This is a genomic window from Edaphocola flava (assembly GCF_004118155.1).
GTDB classification, from domain to species: domain Bacteria; phylum Bacteroidota; class Bacteroidia; order Chitinophagales; family Chitinophagaceae; genus Edaphocola; species Edaphocola flava.
Genome location: NZ_SAIQ01000002.1, coordinates 418,381 through 438,454 on the forward strand (window position 1 = coordinate 418,381; position 20,074 = coordinate 438,454).

21 protein-coding genes and 1 other RNA gene are annotated in these 20,074 nt (G+C 44.0%); 5 read left to right on the top strand and 17 right to left on the bottom strand.

Going from position 1 to position 20,074, the window contains the following annotated elements:
* Positions 1-29: 29 nt before the first annotated feature.
* The 3 genes from kynU to EMP01_RS08095 all read right to left on the bottom strand — a co-directional run bounded on the left by kynU (position 30) and on the right by EMP01_RS08095 (position 2,850).
* Complete coding sequence (gene kynU, locus EMP01_RS08085) at positions 30-1,310, bottom strand: kynureninase (protein WP_129021002.1); 1,281 nt, start codon at positions 1,308-1,310, stop codon at positions 30-32.
* A gap of 43 nt (positions 1,311-1,353) precedes the next feature.
* Positions 1,354-2,037 (bottom strand): lipoprotein signal peptidase, encoded by a 684-nt coding sequence (locus EMP01_RS08090; RefSeq protein WP_129021003.1) that lies wholly within the window; start codon positions 2,035-2,037, stop codon positions 1,354-1,356.
* A gap of 159 nt (positions 2,038-2,196) precedes the next feature.
* Positions 2,197-2,850 carry a tetratricopeptide repeat protein gene (locus EMP01_RS08095; protein WP_129021004.1) on the bottom strand — a complete coding sequence of 218 codons (654 nt, stop codon included), beginning with the start codon at positions 2,848-2,850 and terminating at the stop codon, positions 2,197-2,199.
* A gap of 194 nt (positions 2,851-3,044) precedes the next feature.
* On the opposite strand from EMP01_RS08095, the gene EMP01_RS08100 reads away from it, so the two are divergent.
* Positions 3,045-3,272 (top strand): hypothetical protein, encoded by a 228-nt coding sequence (locus tag EMP01_RS08100; RefSeq protein WP_129021005.1) that lies wholly within the window; start codon positions 3,045-3,047, stop codon positions 3,270-3,272.
* A 156-nt stretch (positions 3,273-3,428) separates the two neighbouring features.
* Here EMP01_RS08100 and EMP01_RS08105 read toward each other — a convergent pair whose 3' ends face one another.
* The 8 genes from EMP01_RS08105 to pdxA all read right to left on the bottom strand — a co-directional run bounded on the left by EMP01_RS08105 (position 3,429) and on the right by pdxA (position 12,066).
* Entirely contained in the window at positions 3,429-4,496 is a 1,068-nt protein-coding gene (locus EMP01_RS08105; protein ID WP_129021006.1) for a DUF3810 domain-containing protein, read from the bottom strand.
* A gap of 189 nt (positions 4,497-4,685) precedes the next feature.
* Positions 4,686-5,047, bottom strand: an RNA gene (gene rnpB / locus EMP01_RS08110) — RNase P RNA component class A.
* 44 nt (positions 5,048-5,091) lie between these two features.
* The gene (locus tag EMP01_RS08115) at positions 5,092-7,218 is read right to left on the bottom strand and encodes an endonuclease MutS2 (RefSeq protein ID WP_129021007.1); all 2,127 of its coding nucleotides are present in this window, start codon (positions 7,216-7,218) and stop codon (positions 5,092-5,094) included.
* A gap of 148 nt (positions 7,219-7,366) precedes the next feature.
* Positions 7,367-8,539: a mechanosensitive ion channel family protein gene (locus EMP01_RS08120; protein WP_129021008.1), complete on the bottom strand. Its 1,173-nt coding sequence runs from the start codon at positions 8,537-8,539 to the stop codon at positions 7,367-7,369.
* 9 nt (positions 8,540-8,548) lie between these two features.
* The gene (locus EMP01_RS08125) at positions 8,549-9,259 is read right to left on the bottom strand and encodes a hypothetical protein (protein ID WP_129021009.1); all 711 of its coding nucleotides are present in this window, start codon (positions 9,257-9,259) and stop codon (positions 8,549-8,551) included.
* Between the two features lie 90 nt (positions 9,260-9,349).
* Positions 9,350-10,156, bottom strand: a complete 807-nt coding sequence (locus EMP01_RS08130) for a 2,3,4,5-tetrahydropyridine-2,6-dicarboxylate N-succinyltransferase (RefSeq protein WP_129021010.1) — start codon at positions 10,154-10,156, stop codon at positions 9,350-9,352.
* Positions 10,157-10,356: 200 nt separating this feature from the next.
* Complete coding sequence (gene yihA / locus EMP01_RS08135; RefSeq protein ID WP_129021011.1) at positions 10,357-11,001, bottom strand: ribosome biogenesis GTP-binding protein YihA/YsxC; 645 nt, start codon at positions 10,999-11,001, stop codon at positions 10,357-10,359.
* A 15-nt stretch (positions 11,002-11,016) separates the two neighbouring features.
* Positions 11,017-12,066: a 4-hydroxythreonine-4-phosphate dehydrogenase PdxA gene (pdxA, locus tag EMP01_RS08140; RefSeq protein ID WP_129021012.1), complete on the bottom strand. Its 1,050-nt coding sequence runs from the start codon at positions 12,064-12,066 to the stop codon at positions 11,017-11,019.
* A 131-nt stretch (positions 12,067-12,197) separates the two neighbouring features.
* Between pdxA and EMP01_RS08145 the strand changes: the two genes are divergently transcribed.
* Together EMP01_RS08145 and rpsO are read left to right on the top strand one after the other, a co-directional pair.
* Complete coding sequence (locus tag EMP01_RS08145; protein ID WP_129021013.1) at positions 12,198-13,571, top strand: pyridoxal-phosphate dependent enzyme; 1,374 nt, start codon at positions 12,198-12,200, stop codon at positions 13,569-13,571.
* Between the two features lie 95 nt (positions 13,572-13,666).
* The gene (gene rpsO, locus EMP01_RS08150) at positions 13,667-13,945 is read left to right on the top strand and encodes a 30S ribosomal protein S15 (RefSeq protein WP_129021014.1); all 279 of its coding nucleotides are present in this window, start codon (positions 13,667-13,669) and stop codon (positions 13,943-13,945) included.
* A 169-nt stretch (positions 13,946-14,114) separates the two neighbouring features.
* On the opposite strand, the gene EMP01_RS08155 is transcribed toward rpsO, so the two are convergent.
* The 5 genes from EMP01_RS08155 to EMP01_RS08175 form a co-directional block, all read right to left on the bottom strand.
* Complete coding sequence (locus EMP01_RS08155) at positions 14,115-14,519, bottom strand: hypothetical protein (RefSeq protein ID WP_129021015.1); 405 nt, start codon at positions 14,517-14,519, stop codon at positions 14,115-14,117.
* Between the two features lie 56 nt (positions 14,520-14,575).
* Complete coding sequence (locus tag EMP01_RS08160) at positions 14,576-15,442, bottom strand: hypothetical protein (protein ID WP_129021016.1); 867 nt, start codon at positions 15,440-15,442, stop codon at positions 14,576-14,578.
* A 34-nt stretch (positions 15,443-15,476) separates the two neighbouring features.
* Positions 15,477-16,037, bottom strand: coding sequence for an RNA polymerase sigma factor (locus EMP01_RS08165; protein ID WP_237559502.1), 561 nt, complete (start codon positions 16,035-16,037; stop codon positions 15,477-15,479).
* An 85-nt stretch (positions 16,038-16,122) separates the two neighbouring features.
* Positions 16,123-17,010, bottom strand: coding sequence for an EamA family transporter (locus EMP01_RS08170; protein ID WP_129021017.1), 888 nt, complete (start codon positions 17,008-17,010; stop codon positions 16,123-16,125).
* An 86-nt stretch (positions 17,011-17,096) separates the two neighbouring features.
* Entirely contained in the window at positions 17,097-18,062 is a 966-nt protein-coding gene (locus tag EMP01_RS08175; protein WP_129021018.1) for a transketolase family protein, read from the bottom strand.
* 173 nt (positions 18,063-18,235) lie between these two features.
* On the opposite strand from EMP01_RS08175, the gene EMP01_RS08180 reads away from it, so the two are divergent.
* On the top strand, positions 18,236-18,520 hold the full coding sequence (locus EMP01_RS08180; RefSeq protein WP_161971268.1) for an FtsB family cell division protein: 285 nt from the start codon (positions 18,236-18,238) through the stop codon (positions 18,518-18,520).
* Between the two features lie 125 nt (positions 18,521-18,645).
* A complete protein-coding gene (locus tag EMP01_RS08185) occupies positions 18,646-18,861 on the top strand; it encodes a hypothetical protein (RefSeq protein ID WP_129021020.1) in 216 nt (71 codons plus the stop codon).
* On the opposite strand, the gene EMP01_RS08190 is transcribed toward EMP01_RS08185, so the two are convergent.
* Positions 18,851-20,047, bottom strand: coding sequence for a beta-ketoacyl-[acyl-carrier-protein] synthase family protein (locus EMP01_RS08190; RefSeq protein ID WP_129021021.1), 1,197 nt, complete (start codon positions 20,045-20,047; stop codon positions 18,851-18,853). The genes EMP01_RS08185 and EMP01_RS08190 overlap by 11 nt on opposite strands.
* Positions 20,048-20,074: the final 27 nt, after the last annotated feature.

Here is a 20,074-nt window from a genome sequence, read left to right on the forward strand (position 1 = left end):
GCTCCTTTCTTTATATAATTCAGGTTCAATTAATGACCCTTCAGGAATTGCTGTAACAGGTCTGCAAAGCGATATACATCTTCAAAGCTGTTGTACATGGGCACCGGTGCGATGCGGATTACATTTGGCTCGCGCCAGTCTGCAACTACACCATGAGCAGTCAGGTGATCAAATGCAGCTCTGCCTTTGTCTTTGAATAACAGGGACAGCTGCGCTCCACGGCGATGCGGTTCTTTTGGTGTAATAATTTCAAAAATACCGGCTGCTTCCAATGGTTGCAACAGGAATTCTGCATAAGCAGTCAGCTTCAGACTCTTTTCTCTGAGTTGTGCTACAGATGTTTTGTCAAAAATATCCAGGGAAGATTTGTGCGCGATCATATTGAAGACCGGCGCATTACTCATCTGCCAGCTGGCAGCACCCTTAGCAGGGATAAAGCCTTTCTTCATTTTGAAACGGGTAGACTCATCATTGCCCCACCAACCGGCAAGACGCAGGGTATCCGGGTTATTGCCATGTTTTTCATGAACAAAAATACCCGCTACACCACCAGGGCCAGAGTTTAAGTATTTGTAAGAACACCAGCAGGCGAAGTCTACATCCCAGTCATGCAATTGCATCGGCACATTACCCATAGCATGTGCGAGGTCAAAACCGCACAGAGCGCCAACTTCATGCGCTGCTTTAGTAATTGCCGGCATGTCAAATAACTGACCGGTATAATAGTTTACACCACCCATCATCACACAAGCCAGCTGATCGCCGGTGTCTTTGATGGCCTGTAAAATATCTTCATCTCTCAGGCAATACTCCCCATCTCTCGGAGTCAGTTCTATAATGGCTTCATTAGGATCAAATCCGTGCATTTTTACCTGCGTTTCCATTGCATACTGATCAGAAGGGAATGCACCTGCCTCCATAATGATTTTATAGCGCTGCTGGGTAGGACGGTAAAACGAGATCATCAGTAAATGCAGGTTCACCGTCAGCGTATTCATGGCCACAACTTCTGAAGTATCGGCTCCTACGATTCTGGCCAGGGAGGTGCTGAACTGATGGTGGTAATGCATCCATGGGTTCTCTGCCTGGAAGTGACCTTCTACACCATACTTAGCCCAGTCAGCCAGCTCTTTCTGAAACAGCCAGGAAGCACTTCTTGGCTGTAAACCCAATGAGTTGCCGCAGAAATAAAGCACATCATTTCCATCATGCTGAGGGAAATGGAAGCGCTCACGGAAAGAATGTAATATATCTACATCATCTAGTGATAATGCATATTCAAGATTGTTTTCGAACGTGTACGTAGTCATGTCGAATGAGTAATGTTATGTAATGAATGAAGTGAAATAAAATTTAAGATGCATGCTCAGCAGCATTGGCCTTTTCGGTAACGGCTTTATTCATGTCTGTCTTCAAGGCTTTTTGTTGGAACAGTAACAGGATAATTACGCCCAGTGAGATAGAAGCATCTGCAAAGTTGAAGATCGGATCAAAGAAGGTAAAGCGTTGTCCGCCCACCATGGGCATCCATTTCGGCCATTGGGTATCGATTACCGGGAAGTAGAACATATCTACCACACTGCCATGCAGCAGCCCGGAATAACCCTTGCCGAATTTGGCTACGCCAAGATAACTTACATAGTCATTTACAGCAGGATCGAATGCCAGGCCGCGATCAAACATCATTCCGTAGAACATACTGTCGATCAGGTTGCCCGCTGCGCCTGCCAGGATCATAGCCGCACATATTTTTACGCCATTGCTCAGACCACGTTTCACCAGGGTCTTTACCCAGTAAAAACCGAAACCTACTGCTACCAGGCGGAAGAGGGTCAGGATTACTTTACCGGTGGTAGAATCCATGATCTTCATCCCGAAGGCCATTCCGGAGTTCTCGATAAAGTACAACTGGAACCATTTCTGGCCCATGACGTTGATACTGTCACCGTAATTGAAATTAAGTTTAACGTATATCTTGATGAACTGGTCTATGAGGATAATCAGGAAGACGAGGAGTAAAATATGTTTATACTTCATATAATTTGCAGCAATGCTTCGCCGGTTTTGATGCGGGCGAATAAATAAATACAGGTTTTTTTTAAAAACGAAACAAAAATAAGGTAATCCGTGTGAATTGCCTGTTATACATAATAAAAAAGCAGCCTTTCGGGCTGCTTTTTTATTGATTGTGTTATTTTATCCCGGTATGCGGGCAATTTGTTTGTTCATTTCTTTCAGTTGCTCTACAATCTCTGCATTTTTAGGCTTAGCAGCCTTTGCTTTTGCAAAGTAAAATTTACAACCGCGGTAATCTCTTCTCTGTGCGCAGATAGAAGATAACTGCATATAAGCTCTTGCTGTAGTATCTGCATCCGGTAAGCCCAGTTGCACTGCTTTACGCAATTGCTCATAAGATTCTTTCAGATTTCCTTTCTGAGCAGAGATAAAGCCTAACTGCAGTAAAGCCATCCCTTCAGCATCCTTATCTGTAGCACCTGAAGCCAGTCCTTTTCTCAGTTGCTCTTCAGCAGCATCCAGGTCATTATTCATGGTAGATAAGTTTGCCTTCAGCATATAAAAGCCGGATCTTACCTGTTTGAACAGCCATTCTGGTTTTTTTACAGAATTAATTAATTTCTGAGCTTCTTCTACATCGCCACTTTCAATATAATGCGGGAGAATAGTCATCGGGCCGATCAGGAAATGTGCGGCAGCGGTCAGTAAACCGATGAGGATAGGCAACCAGCCCAGCCACCAGGTTACTTTGATACCTGAAAATATACCTAATGCGATAAATAGCACTGCCAGCAGCAGACGGTTCTTGACTAAAAATCTACGTAATGCAAACATGTTGTTCTTTCTGATTTGAGCCGCAAAGTTAATTGAAAATATTCCTTTTGTAAAACATATTTGTAACCTTTACCTGAAGCGCATATGCGGGGAATGGACGCCATTTTACTTGTATGTACAGGCAATTTATTAACATTCTGTATCTCAATAGCTTAGATTATTGTATTAATATTGGGGTAACCAAAAACGATTTTATGAAAAGAATAGCATCAATCACCGCAGCCTTAGCCATTTTTGGCGGTGCCATTGCATTTGGTACCTCGTGTAACAAACCTAAAGACTGGAACTGTGAATGTACCGTAAATGGCAATACCAGTACTTCTATCATCCGTGATAAAACGTATAAGGAAGCAAAAGCAGAATGTAATCGCTCCGGAAGTGTATTGGGAGTTGATTATAATTGTAAAATAACTGTATTCTAAAACAAAACAAGTAATGTAAATAAGCCCGTGGTGCAACAATGCATCACGGGCTTATTTTTTTGCATCAGGTTTAAAACAGCATTACGCTGACCGGTATTGTGCCGGAACCCTGTTACTTTGATACCAGACTGTGGCTCATTAAATATGTTGTAAGTGTTATGGATACAGACTGATCTTAGGTTTGCCATCCCGTTCCCATTCATATACTTTTTTGGAGATAAGGCGATAGCTACCAATGCCTTGTTTCAGTCCACGGTTCTGAAGGTACCAGTGGTATACATCTATAGATAATCCGCGGAAGCTGCTTTTGTATTGCTTTCTCAGCTTTTTCAGGGCTTCGATATCTTCCCGCACCGTGGCATTGAGGGTTTCGTATTTTGCCTTGCCCATAGTGGAGTCGATTTCAAACAGCTCCCTGTTGGCATACAGGAACAGGTTCAGGTAACCCGAGTATTGCATACCGGGCATACTATCCTGCACGCAGATCATATAGGCAATAAAATTGGCATCTCCTTCGGAAGCGATACCCGCCTGGTGGGCCATTTCGTGCGCAACCACGAAGCCCCACATAAACGGGGGCAGGGAAGTGGCAAACTGGCCTTCTCCCGTCAGTGGATTGTAATAACCCTGTATGCCGAAATAATGCAGGCTGCTGCCAAAAAGCGTGGGCTTTACATTTAAGAGCGGCACCTTTGGCCCAAACATATTCTGGTAGTCGATATTGATACGCTTGTTGAGCTGCGCAAGGTTAAGCGGATTGTCCGTATTCGGTAATCGATTAAGCTCTGCCACAAGTGTATCATTGAGGGCAATAAGGGTAGCCGTATCCAGGGTGCTGCGGCTTTCCGGTATCAGGGGCTCGCGTTTATAATTGGCCCCCCAGAGTATGATAAAGCTTGCGTAGAGAAACACAAGGGTTGCCGCAAAGCGTAACAGCTGGTTGCCGACAATATGCTTGCCTAAACGATGGCTGAGTATAATATTCCGTACAAAGCGGAACAAGGAAATCAGCAGCCAGATCAATAAACCGATATAGATAAGGTCTCCTAGGCTAAAGGGCAGGTACTGCAGGATTTGGCTGCGTATATTTTGTAAAGGCAGGTATATATAAGGTACATAGTAAGGCATGCCATAAGAAGACTGCAGCCATAGCGCTGTGATCAGGTAGATCGCCAGTGCCAGGAATAAGATCAGTCCTCTTTTATGTTTCCGCAATATGGTCATTAATGTATGTTTCCGTAATGTTACTAGCTAAAATACGGCAATAAACATTGTTTGTCAATAGATTGAAGCCTAAGACTCTGTTATTATTTTATGAACATACTCTAATGCTAAGCTCAATGAAGCATTGCATAGTGGGCAGTAGATAAAAAAGCGACTAACCATGCTGGTCAGTCGCTGTATGGATAAAATTAAACTACAAACCCTGTAAGCCGGATTTTGTACCCTCCGTTGCCGGAGTGCCGCTATCATTTATCTACGCGGTACATCACTGTACAACTGTATCTGCCTACCCGCAAGCATCGGACGTGCCGCCCTTAATCGCTTGCCTATTGGGCATTTCAGCACGCAAGGTTTACCCGTAAAGACAGTTGCCTGCTCTTACCGTGCGCTCTTACCGCACATTTTCACCCTTACCCTTTGCAGGGCGGTTATTTTCTGTGGCACTTGCTGTTATGCGTTGCCGCATACCCACCCGTTAGGTGGTGCATTGCACTATGCTGTCCGGACTTTCCTCTCGGGCATTGAGCCCCAGCGATAGCGCGGATTTGTAGTCGCGGCAAAGGTACGTCTTATTTGACGGATATTTAGTGTCGGTTTACTCCTCTGTCTTCTTTTTACGGGGTTGAGGCTTTTTGGCTTCTACCGTAATCCATTCATCCATTGTAATGGTAAAGGGCATATGACCGATACGGACAATCGCCTTTTTACCTTTCACTTCTACCAGGCGTCCGATCTGGTGATTATCTTTATTCCGCATCAGGTCACCTACCTCCGGTTGCTTCGCGGTGATCACATAGTTCTTATCTGCTTTGGTCGCTGCAGCCTGGTTCTGGATTATATGCTTTTTCTTAAAGAGTATTTTTTCGGCAGATTCAATGACCTCCTGCTTGTTATCGGTACGCTTCCAGTCAAACACAATCTGTTTGAATTTACGTTCCATATCCCGCAGGTAATCCAGTTCTTCTTTCTTTATCTTGTTCTGTAATTTCAGCGTCTGGTAATGCTGCTCCAGGCGCTCCTTATCGATCAGCTCTTCGTATTTAGATTTCAATTTCTCATTTTCCTTTACCAGCTGATCCAGGTGTCGCTCCTTACTGGTCATGCGCACCGATTGCTGCTCCGTCTGGTGCAGCATCTTGTCCAGCTTAAAGTGGCCCTTGTCTGTGATCTGGCGGGCCCGGTTGATCACATGCTCTGGCAGGCCGCTGCGTTGCGCTATCGAGAAAGTGTAAGAACTACCCGGTTTGCCCAGTACCAGTTGGTACAAGGGTAATAGTTTCTCTTCATCAAAAGCCATGGCGCCATTAAAAATACCAGGTACTTTGCCCGCCATGACCTTCAGGTTGAGGTAGTGAGTGGTAATGATACCCATGGCTTTTTTATTGGCCAGCTGCTCCACAATTGCTTCGGCAAATGCTCCGCCGAGATTAGGATCAGAACCGCTACCCAGCTCATCTACGAAGAACAGGGTCTTGCCATTGGCCTGTTCCAGGAAATATTTCATATCCCTCAGGTGGGCACTGTAGGTACTCAGTTCATTTTCGATACTTTGGGTATCCCCGATATGAATCATGATCTGTTTGAAAATACCGATCTCAGAAGTATCATCTGCCGGAATCAGTAAACCTGCCTGACACATGGTCTGCAACAGGCCGATCGTTTTCATCGATACCGTTTTACCGCCCGCATTCGGACCGCTGATCACCAGGATGCGGTTGTCCTTATCCATAGAGATGGTGAGCGGATATGTAGGTTTACCCAGCGTCTTGTTGTGTAAGAGCAGCAGGGGGTGGTATGCTTTGATCAGGTGTGTGCCGGGATTGGAACTCAGCCTTGGCATATGGGCATTCATATCCTGCGCCAGCAAAGCCTTGGCACGGATAAAGTCATATACACCACATAATTTAAGATAAGACTCCAGGTTGGGATGATATACCTGCAATGATGCGGTGAGGTCTTTCAGGATGCGGTAGACCTCACGGCCTTCTTCTCTTTCCAGGCTGGAAATATCATTGTTCAGTTCGATGGTCTCTTCGGGTTCTATAAATACGGTCTTGCCCGATTCACTTTCACCATGCATGATTCCTTTTACAATACGCTTTTGCTCCGCCACAACCGCTACAGTTCTGCGACCGTTCATAAAGCTCTCTGAAATATCGGCCAGGTAACCCTGTTTGTTCAGCTTACGCAGGATGCCCTCAAATACTTTACGGAGTTGCTGTCTTTTCTTTTCAATATCATGACGCAGGCGCATCAGTTCTGTAGAGGCGGAATCTCTTACTACACCTGCATCGTCGATCATTTCATTGATGATCTTTGGAATTTCTTTCTGATAGGTAACTGTAATGGCAATCTCTTCCAGGCTGGGGTAGAGGTTGTTCTGGCGCTTTAGCCACAGGAGTATATCCCTTACGGTAAGCGTCAGTTTATTGATCGACAGAAAATCCTCTCCTTTCAGTACCGCACCGGGTACGCGCAGGAGTTTGAGTTCACCGGTAATATCCTTAGTGAAATCATTAGGGAAATAATCGCTGCCGCCCAGCGTTTGTTTGTATTCATACACCTGTTGCAGGGCCTCCTCGAGGTACTCCTTTTTGGTGTGAAACTTTATATTCAGTGCTGCTTGCTTCGCATAATTAGTTCTGCATTTTGCTAAAAGCAGCTGTCTTATTTTTTCGAATTCCAATCGCTCTAAAGCCTGTTCCGGATAAAACTGTAACATAATATGAAATCTAAATAAATGGTATCCGCAAAGTATGGTGTTAATACTTACGCGGTCTTTTCATGTGATAATATGGTGCAAAAATAAACAATCAAAACGGTACCTGCGGTACACGTTTTGATTGTTCTTAATATGGAATAGAGATTCTTTAAGAGGCCTGGTCTGTCAGTACATTGTTGATTTCCTGCGTGTTGACCTGTGCCTGTGTCGGATAAGGGAATCCGGCACCATAGCGGTACATGATCTCGTAAATCTCGTAATTGATCTGTTCTTTTATCTTATCAAAAGGTGTAGCAGATTGTGTTTTTACAAAATAAGCCACACTGATATTGATGGCAGAATCGCCGAAGCTTTCTAAAAATACATTTGGTTTTTCGACAATATCGGGGTGTTGCTGTATGCGGCTGGAGATCTGCTCTACAATGGTATTCAGCTGCGTTTTAGATAAACCGTAGGTGGCGCCCACCACCATTCTTACCCTGCGTGCGCCTCTTTCCGAAAAGTTTTCCAGGCTGTTGCTGATAAGGTTACGGTTGGGTAGAGAAACCAGTGTTTTCTCCGGGGTGCGGATATGGGTACTCCGGAATCCGATCTTTTCTACATTACCTTCCACACCATCAATCTTGATCAGGTCTCCGATCACAAATGGCTTGTCCAGCAGGATCATGAAAGAGGATAATAAGTTCTCCAGGCTGTCTTTCAGTGCAAAAGCAACTGCAATACCACCCATACCCAGGCCCGCGATCAGCGTCGCTACATTGACCTGGAAGACGACACCGAGTATGACGAAGAACATAAAGGCCCAGATCACTACCCGCAATACATCTCTCAGCAGTGGCAGCAATTGTTGCCGTTCACGATCGCCATTCTTGACCGCCTTGTCGGTCAGCATCCTGAAGATAAAACTGATCACTTTAACCAGCAAGCCGGTTGCCGTAAAGATGATGATAAAGAAAAAAATGCGATCGGTAAGGTCCATCAGTGTGAACGCTTTAACCGCAATCATGTTCTTGGTATCCGTTGCCAGTGCTGCACTACCTCGTTTGAACAGCCACACACGCTCCAGCAAAGGGGCTATCTGGTTGATGCCGATATAGGCAAAAATCGTAAACAGCAGGTTGCCAAAGGGTTTGTTGATATGCGCAGAAAAACGCTCATAATACTGTTCTCCGGAAGTGTTCCGGAATAAACGATAGGCAAGCCGTGCCAGTATTTTAGAAAGCACACCTTTGAGCAGCCAGGCAAATAATATAATTAAAACCAGGCGTAGGTAAGCGTATAAAGAAAGTCCCAGGAAAGTCTGTTCCAGTATTTGCGTCATAGTATTTGTCTAGTTTTTGAGATCAAAGATAAGATCATCAAGCTTTATGGTCTTATTATCGTACTGACATTTAACATTGATAAACAGTAACATATACCCAGGCTTTAACTGTTTGAATGCAGCAATGATGTCTGTGTCAAATTCGGGATCTGTCATTTTCTTACTGAAAATGCGCTCATCATTTTCCAGGATCAGCACTTCATAGGAATTCAGCTTCAGCTTGCCGCTTTTGACCTCCGGAGTTTCCTCCAGGTTCAGGCCTTTCTGTTTTTGCAGGATCAGTTTGCGTATGTCGCCTCCTTTAAGGCCGCCCAGCATAAGCTTAGGTTTGGTAATAGGAGGTGCATCATCCTTTTGTTTCGCAGTTTTATTGCCCTTCTCGGAAGCCATGTTCCCTGCATTTTTTTCGCTAACCACTTTAAACGCGCGGGTACCCAGGTCAATGATATTGCCATTTACTACTTTGCTGATGGCAATATTACACTCACCGGCGCGCAACGGAATGAGGATATAGGTACAGTCGCCGATCTTCTTCAGCTTACCATTGTCGGTTCGAACCAGTATATTATTACAGGAAATATTGTCTACCCGTGTCTGGATAATATTTTCTGTTGTAGCGACCACATAGTTGCGGGGGCAGGTTACTTTAAAGTCCTGTGCCCATATTGTTGTTATGCTGCAGCACAACATGCATATAATACTGTTAATATATTTTAACATATATAATCAAAGCCTTAGGAACCCGGCAGACCAACGGTCTGCACAACGTATTTCCTAAGGCTTGGGTTTTATAAGTGTAACAAAAACGGTTTATACCGCTACATTAAAATCTCTCAGAGCATCGTTAAGTGATGTTTTAAGATCGGTGCTTTCTTTGCGCTGACCAATAATCAGTGCACAGCTCACCTGGTAGTCTCCGGCAGGGAATGATTTGGTATAGCTACCCGGAATCACTACACTGCGGGCCGGCACACGACCTCTGTATTCTACCGGTTCTGCACCGCTTACATCAATAATCTTGGTACTTTTGGTCAATACTACATTGGCGCCCAGTACCGCTTCTTTCTCTACATGCACCCCTTCTACAACAATACAACGGGAGCCGATAAAGCAACCGTCTTCTATAATTACCGGAGAAGCCTGTAATGGCTCCAGTACACCACCGATACCCACGCCACCGGAAAGGTGTACGTTCTTACCGATTTGCGCACAGCTGCCCACTGTAGCCCATGTATCTACCATAGCGCCTTCATCTACGAATGCACCGATATTTACATAACTGGGCATCAGCACTACATTCTTAGCAATATAGGCACCATAACGAGCCACTGCATGAGGTACCGCACGTACGCCCAATGCTGCATAATCTTTCTTCAGTTCCATCTTGTCATGGAATTCAAATGGTTCCAGTGTCCAGGTTTTCATCTTCTGGATACCGAAATACATCAGGATTGCCTGCTTCACCCATTCATTCACTTTCCATCCGTCTGCAGTTGGTTCTGCTACACGCAGGGTGCCCTTATCTACCGCTTCGATTACAGATCTTACGGCTTCTTCATAGTTTGGTTGTTGCAGTAATGAGCGGTCTGCAAATGCCTGTTCAATTAATTGTTGCATGTTTAGTTAATATATGTGTATATAGTTGAATGTATTGTTGTAGTATAAAGTTGACCGCCTACACAACGCGCCCTTAAAGGGAGACGATGTCGTGTTTCGGGTTCCTGCATTCCGCTGAAGGACAGATAAGTCGCCAGAGCAGAAAAATATAATTCAGGAATGATTCGAAACAACAGAAACGGGTCCGTAAGGTAAATAAATTATTGCTCCAGCAATTGGTTGCCTTGTTCTTTGTACTGATCATTCAATTCCTGTACATAGGCCAGTATTTCCCTTCTCCCGTTTTTCTTGACGGTAGAGGTGATGAAGGTACGGGGGATGTATTCCCACTCTTCTTTCATCTTATTGATGAACATTTTGGTATTTTTTGAAGTGTCGGCCTGTGTATTTTTGTCGGACTTGGTAAATACTATGTTGAACGGAACTCCGATTTCGCCTAAGTGCCCCAGGAATTCAAGGTCAATGGCCTGAGGAGATAAACGACTATCTACCAGTACAAATACCGTAACCAGGTTCTCTCTTTTGGAGAAATAATCAGTCATTGTCTTCTTCCATTGCTCTCTCTGCGTTTTAGAACGCTTGGCATAGCCATATCCCGGAAGATCGACCAGGTACCAGCCCCCTTCATCTTTTGCATTAGCATTAATCAGGAAATGATTGATCATTACTGTTTTACCAGGACTGGCCGATACTTTGGCCAGCGCATTCTGGTTAGTCAGCAGGTTGATCAATGATGATTTACCTACATTGGAACGGCCGATAAATGCATACTCCGGACGATCTGGTGTCGGACACTTAGATACGCTCGGGCTGCTGATGAGATATTTTGCTTTATTTACTTCCAAAACTATTATATTAATTTATCGTTCTTTGGCAATATGGTTTCTTTTTAATGGATTGGTCGTATTGGCAGCATACTCTGCTCTTTGTTGCAGGATCTGCACCGCCTGGAATACGGCCTCACGCAAGCTGTCCGGGCTGGCAATACCTTGTCCGGCTATGTCAAATGCCGTGCCATGATCAGGAGAGGTACGCACGGCTGGTAAGCCGCAGGTATAATTCACACCTTCACTGGCTGCCAGCGATTTGAACGGGATCAGGCCCTGGTCATGATACATGGCCACTACTACATCAAACTTATGGTGTTGTGCATGAGCAAAGAAGCCATCGGCACTGTATGGTCCGAATACCTGCATGCCTTTTTGCTGCAGTGCATCAATTGCCGGTTTGATCACCAGTTCTTCTTCTTTCCCGATCAGGCCGTTATCACCGGCGTGCGGGTTCAGACCCAGCACCGCAATTTTAGGTATATTGATGCCGAAGTCTTTTTGCAAAGAGTCTTTTATGATACCAATCCTGCTCATGATCAGTTCTTTAGTGATGTGTTTGCTCACTTCAGCAACCGGCAGGTGTTCTGTGATCAATGCTACACGGAAATTATCGGCATACAGCATCATCACCACATCTTTAGCGCCGAACTCTGCTTTGAAAAAAGGAGTATGACCGGTAAAGTTAAACTCTGCAGACTGGGTATTCTTTTTATGTATAGGAGCAGTTACAATGGCATCAATAAGTCCTTCTTTCAGGCTTTGTGTTGCCACCTGCAGAGAACGTACGGCATATTTGCCGGCGATCTCCGTCAGTTCTCCCGGTTGTATCATTACTTCTTCTTCCCAGCAGTTGAAAATATTGACCTGCTTAGGATTGATCGCATCAAAACTCTTGATGCTGGCAAACTTAAGTTCAAATTCAGGAAGCAGTTTACGGTAAAAGTTAATCACTTTATTAGAACCGAATATGACCGGAGTACAGAACTCTATCATCCGGTTGTCCGATAATGTTTTAATAATCGTTTCCACACCTACACCATTCAAATCACCTGTAGTAATACCGATAATGGGTTTTTCCATTTTGATTATGCTTGTATTGACAATAATGTTGCAAGTTAAGAAATGATTTGGTATTAATGCTGATAAGCAATTAAACATTACCTTTGCAGATTCTGACAACATCATTAAACATCATAAAAATCAGACTGATAATGGATGCATCCAAAAAAGTATATGATAATATTTTACAAACTATAGGAGACACGCCTTTAGTGAAATTAAATAAAACAGTGGCCGATTTACCTTGCCCTGTTTATGCTAAAGTGGAGTTTTTTAATCCGGGAAACAGTATTAAGGACCGTATGGCCCTGAAAATGCTGGAAGTGGCTGAACAGGAAGGCAAAATTAAACCAGGTGGTACTATTATCGAAGGTACCAGCGGAAATACCGGTATGGGTCTGGCATTAGCAGCCATCCAAAAAGGCTACCGTTGTATCTTTACTACTACAGATAAACAATCTAAAGAAAAAGCAGATATCCTGAAGGCTCTGGGTGCAGAAGTAATCATCTGCCCGACCAATGTAGAGCCGGAAGATCCGCAATCATACTACTCTGTATCGAAGCGTCTGGCAACAGAAGTGCCGAACAGCTGGTATGTAAACCAATATGATAACCTGGCCAACCGACTGGCGCACTATGAGCAGACTGGTCCGGAAATCTGGGAACAGACCGAAGGCAAAATTACACATCTGGTAGTCGCTACCGGTACAGGTGGTACCATTACCGGTACAGGTAAATACCTGAAAGAAAAGAATCCTAACATTAAAGTCTGGGCTATTGATAGCTATGGCTCTCTGCTGACCAAATGGTTTAAAACCGGTGAGCTGGATATGAACGAGGTACACCCTTATATTACAGAAGGTATCGGGGAAGATTTTCTGCCTGAAAACTATGCCAAAGATGCAATTGACCACTTTGAGCAGGTAACTGATAAAGACGGTGCGGTTATGGCTCGTCGTATTACTAAAGAAGAAGGTATTTTCGTAGGTTACTCTGCAGGCTCTGCAGTAGCAGGTCTGAGACAATTAAAAGACCAGCTGACTAAAGATGATGTAGTTGTAGTGATCTTCCATGACCATGGCAGCCGTTATGTAGCGAAAATCTATAATGATGAGTGGATGCTGGATCGTGGCTTCCTGGATGTAAATACCGTACAGGATCTGATCGGTGGTCTGGGCAGAAGAAGACTGGTTACCGTAGAGGCAGGCGATAAAGTTTCGCAGGCAATGGAACTGATGCAGAAATATGATATTGAGCAGATACCGGTAATGAAAGCAGGCGAAATCGTAGGAGCCCTGTCGCAGAACGGACTGTTCAAGAAATTAATGGCTGATGTACAGGTAAAAGAACAGGAAATAGAAACCGTTATGGAAGCAGCTATACCGCTTGTAGCCATGAACACACCTCTGGAGCGCCTGACCAGCTATATCAATAAAGATAACAATTCAGTACTGGCCAAGGATGAAAGCGGTAACGTACATATCCTTACCCAATATGATGTACTGAATGCCCTGTCTAAAGGCTAAAAAAGGCGAAAGAAAATAAATATTATGGTTATTTAAAATAAATATCCTACCTTTGCCAACCAATTTTGTGACAAAGTATAAATAATTACAATAAAATGGCTAACGCAACAATCGACGCTAAAAAAGCAAACATTTTTAAAACATACGGTGGTTCTGAAAAAAACACTGGTTCTGTAGAAGCACAAGTTGCTTTGTTGACAGAGCGTATCAACCACATTTCAGCTCATATCAAAGGTGGTAACAAGAAAGACCACTCTAGTAACCTGAGCCTGATCAAGATGGTAGGTCAACGTAAACGTTTATTACAATACATGAGCCGTACTAATCTGAACGGTTATCGTGAATTAATCGCGAAATTAGGTTTACGTAAATAATCTTAGCAATCTTTGCCTACAATATTGAAGCTACCTTCCATCGGAAGGTAGCTTTTTGTGTATCTGCATTATGCTATCTACATACAGGTAATCTGCACTGATGCGAATTGATACTAATGCAAAAGGTCTGGCTGATATCAGCCAGACCTTTTGCATTTTTTTGTAAGAATTATTTTTTGAGTTGCTTGAGCAGGAGATCTTTGAATTCTGCCTCTGCCAGGTACATATTGTTCAGTTGTGTTGCAGATACAATATTCAGAAATTCATTTTTGTATTTCGCTTTGATCGCTAATTTCCTTTCATCCAGTTTTTGTCTTTCATCTATAATTTCCTCGGCAGTCATACCCCTTTGGGTTCTCAACGCACCGGAAGCTTTCCAGATTACACGCATTTCATTTTCGTACTGGTTGTATACAGGCCAGAACTTGGTAGCCTGCTCTGAACTCAATCTCATTTTGTCTGTCAGCAGTGAAATTTTAATCGCCCTTATTTTGGCATCGCTCGTGCTCTGAGCATAGATAGGGGCCACACTAAAACTCAGTGAGAGCAGTAAAAGAATCAAGTAACGTTTCATAATGGGTCAAATTTAAGGTATAATACTGATTAATCATAATACACCAAAATAGTTTCTTAGTATGTATTCAGGTATGCCTGTATGTCTTCGTCAGAAATATCTCCGATGGCAGCTTCCAGGTTTTTTGTCTGTTCTGTAGCCGGTACACTGGCCAGGTTTGCTTCTAAAATAAACTCATCAAATTCCTCTGAATGCTGCTCTACATATTCTGCCAATGCCTGGTCAGGTATGTTCGCCAATAATTTACTCGCCTTCACATTCACATTTTCACTAGCCAGAGATTGAGTAGGCACGCTGTTCATTTTATTGGTTTGTAACCACATGGCGCCCAATACAAAGAAGATGGCTATAGAAGCAGCTGCAGACCACTGAGCAAAAGAAAGGCGTCTTCTTATTGCAAACATCGGACTTTCCTTTTTGGTTTTGACTTCAGGTTCCGGTTTTACGGTGCTGAAAATCTGCTCCATATTGACACTGATTTCCGGTGTGCTGAATGGATTTGATTGCTTCAGTGAAGCCAGCAGGGGAGAGATACTCAGTTCTTCTTCCGGTGCTACTTCTGCATGAATCTTGTGCATCAGCTGGTCGGCCAGCTGATCAAAATACTGTGGGGCAGGGGCTTCGAAAGGATTCTGTTTACTCAGTCCTTCTATAGAAGTATTACGGGTTACCGATTCGAATGCCTGTGCCTGTTGCAGTAATTGCAGCGGCAATGCTTCAAAATAACCGGGCGGTACCGAGTAAGCTTCTTCCGTAACGGGAAATCCGGCTTTCGTATCCGGGGCAGAAACCAGGCTTAGCATGGTTTCCGGGAAGGTGTCGAAATAATTGTCTGGAATCTTGAAAGATGGCAAGGCAATTTGGCTGTCGAATTTCGCTCCGATAGCTTCCCACTCTTTTTGTATGTCAATATTCCTTTTCATAACACTTTTATAGACATTGGCCCGTGTTAAAAGTTTAATCCTTCTTTAAAAATTCTTCTACTTTTTTCACCGCATGATGATATGATGCTTTTAAAGCACCTGTAGAAGTCTCCAGGACTTTTGACATTTCTTCGTAAGGCATTTCATCGTAATAACGGAGCAGGAAAACCTGCTTTTGCTTATCGGGAAGGGATTGTATGGCCTGTTGCAAACGCCATTCCAGCTTATTTGCATCGAAACCTTTTTCTGCCTGTAGTTTATTGGACAAGCCGCTTTCGTGATCGCTGAAAGAAAGGGAGCTGCGCTTTTTCTCTTTTTCAAGAAACGTCAGTGTTTCATTGGTAGCGATCCGGTACATCCAGGTATATAGATTGGACTCCTCACGGAAGTTCTCCAGGTAGGTCCATATTTTAATAAATACATTCTGCAGCACATCATTGGCATCCTCATGATTGATCACCATGCGGCGGATGTGCCAGTACAGACGCTCCTGGTATTTTTTGACGATGCGGGTATAGGCACGTTCTCTGGTCGCTTCAACTTTAAAAGCTGCCAGTAAGTCTTTGTCATCTTCCATCGGAATATCCTGTGCCATACGTCTCGTTAAAGTATAAGAATGAAATGTAACAAAAATAGCCATTTATAGGCAAACGCCAAATTTTGTTCCTGGCTCCTGAATGCTATCTTTTATATCCTAAATTGACCAGGTAAACACCCAATGCAATACAGAGGAAAGACAGGAGCGTATACATAGTCAGCGGCTCGCCAGCCAGTTGCCAGCCCAGCAGTACCGCTACCAGCGGATTGATATAGGCATAAATCATTACGACACCTACAGGCAGGTGTTTTAAGGCGTACATATATGCGGTATAAGCCAGTACCGAGCCAATTGTGATCAGGTACACGATCGCCATTAAGGCATGGGTATTCTGCAGATTGATTTTATTATAGTCATCAACCAGCGGGCTGAACAGCAATAAGAAGATACCTCCACTGAATACCTGTATCGCACTGTTGAAGACAGGATTAGCATCTGACTTGTTGCGTTTGCCCATAATACTACCGTATGCCCAGCTGGTGGTAGCTACTAATGTAGCAATAATACCCATCAGGTATTTGGTATTGGACAAGTCGCTTACACTATCCTTGAAGTTGATGGCTACACCGGCAAATCCCAGGAGCATACCTATAATAATGAATGCATTAACGCGCTCCTGTTTGTGCCTGATCAGGGTGATGAGTACAGACATTACCGGCATGGTGGCACATACCAGGGCGGCTACACCACTGGGTATATATGCTTCTGCCCAGCTCACTAGGCCATTACCAAGGGTAATCAGCAGGAAACCGATCAGCGCTTGTCTGCCGATGTTGGCCATAGACCAGTCATTTGCTTTGCGGTTGCTCAAGGCCATCAGACCTATGATCAGACCGGCAATGGTTTGCCTTACACCAGCCATCAGAAAGGGAGGGAGGGCCTCCAGTCCGTATTTTATACCCAGATAGGTAGTGCCCCAGGCAATACAGATGAAGACGAGTGCAATCCAGGCCTTAGTGTTTTGTTGCATAAGTTTAAAGGTTACAGTTATTATAGGTATATAACGCGAAAACGCGCCGGAAGGCGCGTTTTCGAAGATAATATTTCTGTTACAGATTATTTCTGTTTACGCGCGATTACTTTTTCTACTGCAGCAATAATATTGGTTTGGCCTAAACCATATTTTTCCAATAATTGTACTGGCTTGCCGCTTTCGCCGAAAGTATCATTTACAGCTACATATTCGTGCGGTACAGGACAGTTACGGGAAGCCACATTAGCAATAGCATCACCCAGACCACCATTAATCTGGTGTTCTTCTGCGGTAACTACACAACCGGTTTTGGTCAGTGATTTGATTACTGCTTCCTCATCCAGAGGTTTGATCGTGTGCATATTGATTACTTCAACACTCAGGCCTTTCGCTTCCAGTGTTCTTGCCGCTTCCAGGGCAGTCCATACCAGGTGTCCGCAAGCAATGATGGTTACATCAGTACCTTCATTCAGTACCTGTGCTTTACCGATTACGAAGTCAGAACCGTCTTCTTTAGTGAAGTTAGCCCATTTTACTCTTCCGAATCTCAGGTATACCGGAGATTCTATTTTACTGATGGCAATAGTTGCCGCTTTAGTTTGGTTATAGTCACAAGGCACAATTACCGTCATGCCAGGCAGCATTCTCATCATACCGATATCTTCCAGGATCTGGTGTGTAGCACCGTCTTCACCTAAAGTCAGTCCGGCATGAGAAGCACAAATTTTTACATTTTTATGGCTGTACGCAACAGACTGGCGAATCTGATCGTACACACGTGATGTCGAAAAGTTTGCAAAGGTAGTCGTGTAAGGAATCTTACCTGCAGTAGCCAGACCGGCAGCAACACCAATCATATTCGCTTCTGCAATACCGCACTGTACAAATCTTTCCGGGAAGTCTTTGATGAAGTTGTTGAGCTTTAAAGATCCGGCAAGGTCAGCCGTAAGCGCCACCACATCAGGGTTTTGCTTTGCCAGCTCATAAATGCCGTCGCCAAAACCGGCGCGGGTTTCTTTTTCGCTTGATGCGGTATAATCCTGCAACATAATGGATGTTTATTGAAGTACTTTGAGATTGTTATAATATGCTTGCAAAAGTATTATTATTTGACAATCTTTCAAAAACCAATTTTCCGGAATTAATTATCCACAAAAAAGAACTACAGGTAGCGCTATATTGTTTTTTTACTGAAATTTGCTTTTCGAATATTTTATATCAGATGAAAACGGTTTTAAGAATCATTACCAACAAGTATATGCTGGCCATCGTTGTGTTTGCCTTGTTGATGCTGTTTTTTAGCCCTTATGATCTGTTTACCATCCGCGAAAGCCAGAAAGAGCTCGATGAACTGAATAACAAGATCGAGTACATGACGCTGGAGTCTGACAGCATGGATACGGAGTTACAGCAACTGAAGACCAATCCTGAAGTCCTGGAGCAATACGCCCGTGAGAGCTACCACCACAAAAAGGACGGGGAAGACGTTTATGTCATCGTCAAATAGCCGCCAGTCGGCCATTTCACAAAAAGCTTAGAACATATTTGTTAAAAATTTCTTTAGAATCTCATTTTCATACGATAATAATGTGAGCTGCCGTTATAATTGGAAAGCACACTAAATAATATCGAATGGGACTACTTTTACATCATACTTCATCACATCATACCGATGCCAATGGTGCCGCAATCGAAATGATTGCAGATCTGGATTTATATAATCAATATTCCAGGGAACTGAACATCCTGCACCAGGTCAATATAGAGCCGAGCGCGGCTTGTCTGACCGAACTATTAAAAAGAATAAAGGCCGTAGCCGAAGAGCAGCAGGGAAGCCCTAAGCTTTAGAAATAACCAGGGCTGAGCAATTGCCTCCGAATCCGAATGAATTGGATAATACATTACGGATAGGCTTTGCTACACTCTGTGTACTGGGCTGCCAGTTCAGGCTACTGATAGGGGTTTGCATGCGCAAGTGCGGCCAGGTTACCTGTTTTTCTATCGCTAATACAGAAAATACGGCCTCAACTGATCCGGCTGCGCCTAATGTATGCCCGGTATAGGCCTTTGTAGAGCTGGCTTCAGGAATGGTATAGCCTTCAAATACTTTTTCAATGGCAATGCCTTCTGAAGAATCATTATTTGCCGTACCTGTACCATGCAGGTTGATATAATCAATGTCACCGGGTTGCAAACCCGCCTGTGCCAGTGCACCCGCCATAGCCAGCTGGTTTCCGGTACCGTCCGGTGATGATGCAGTCTGATGGTGTGCATCATTAGCATTTGCATAACCGGAAAGAATAGCTCTCTTTGCAGCGCCGGTCTGTGCCACGGCACGTTCACTCATCAATACCACATAAGCGGCAGCTTCTCCTAAATTAAGTCCCTGGCGGTTTTCGTCAAACGGACGACACAGTTCCTTGTCTAGTATCATCAGTGAATTGAAGCCATTAAGGGTAAATTTAGAAAGACTGTCCGCACCACCGGCAATGACAATGTCCAGTTTGCCTTGCTCAATCAGTTGTGCTCCCAGCATAATTGTATTGGCAGAAGAAGAACAGGCGGTGCTTATAGAAGTAGACCAGGCATCTTCCAGTCCGATCGCATATGCGGTAAGCTCCGTAATAGAGCCGCATTCATGATACCATAGTTTGCGTTTATCCATTGCTTTTCTTTCTGCAACCGATTCAAACATGGTTTCAGAAAGATCCATCCCGCCAACGGTATTGGCCGATATCACTCCAGCCTTCAGGCCTTCCGTTTTACCGATGAATGGAGCAAAAGCCTCTTTCGCCGCAATAATACTCAGTAAAGCCGTACGCGGAAAAGTAGGGAGTACACCCGCTATTTTCGCCAGCTCTTCATTTGAATACCTGATTTCACCCACCGGAAAGGGATGTATTGTCTGCAGGTACGTAGCCGGAGCAATGCCGGCCCGCTCTTCAGTCAATGCGGTACAGTTTTCGGCTACATTGTCTCCGATAGCGCTGATAATGCCTATCCCGGTTATATATGCTGGGGTACTTTTATTCATGATATTCTGGTATGAAAGATTGCAATG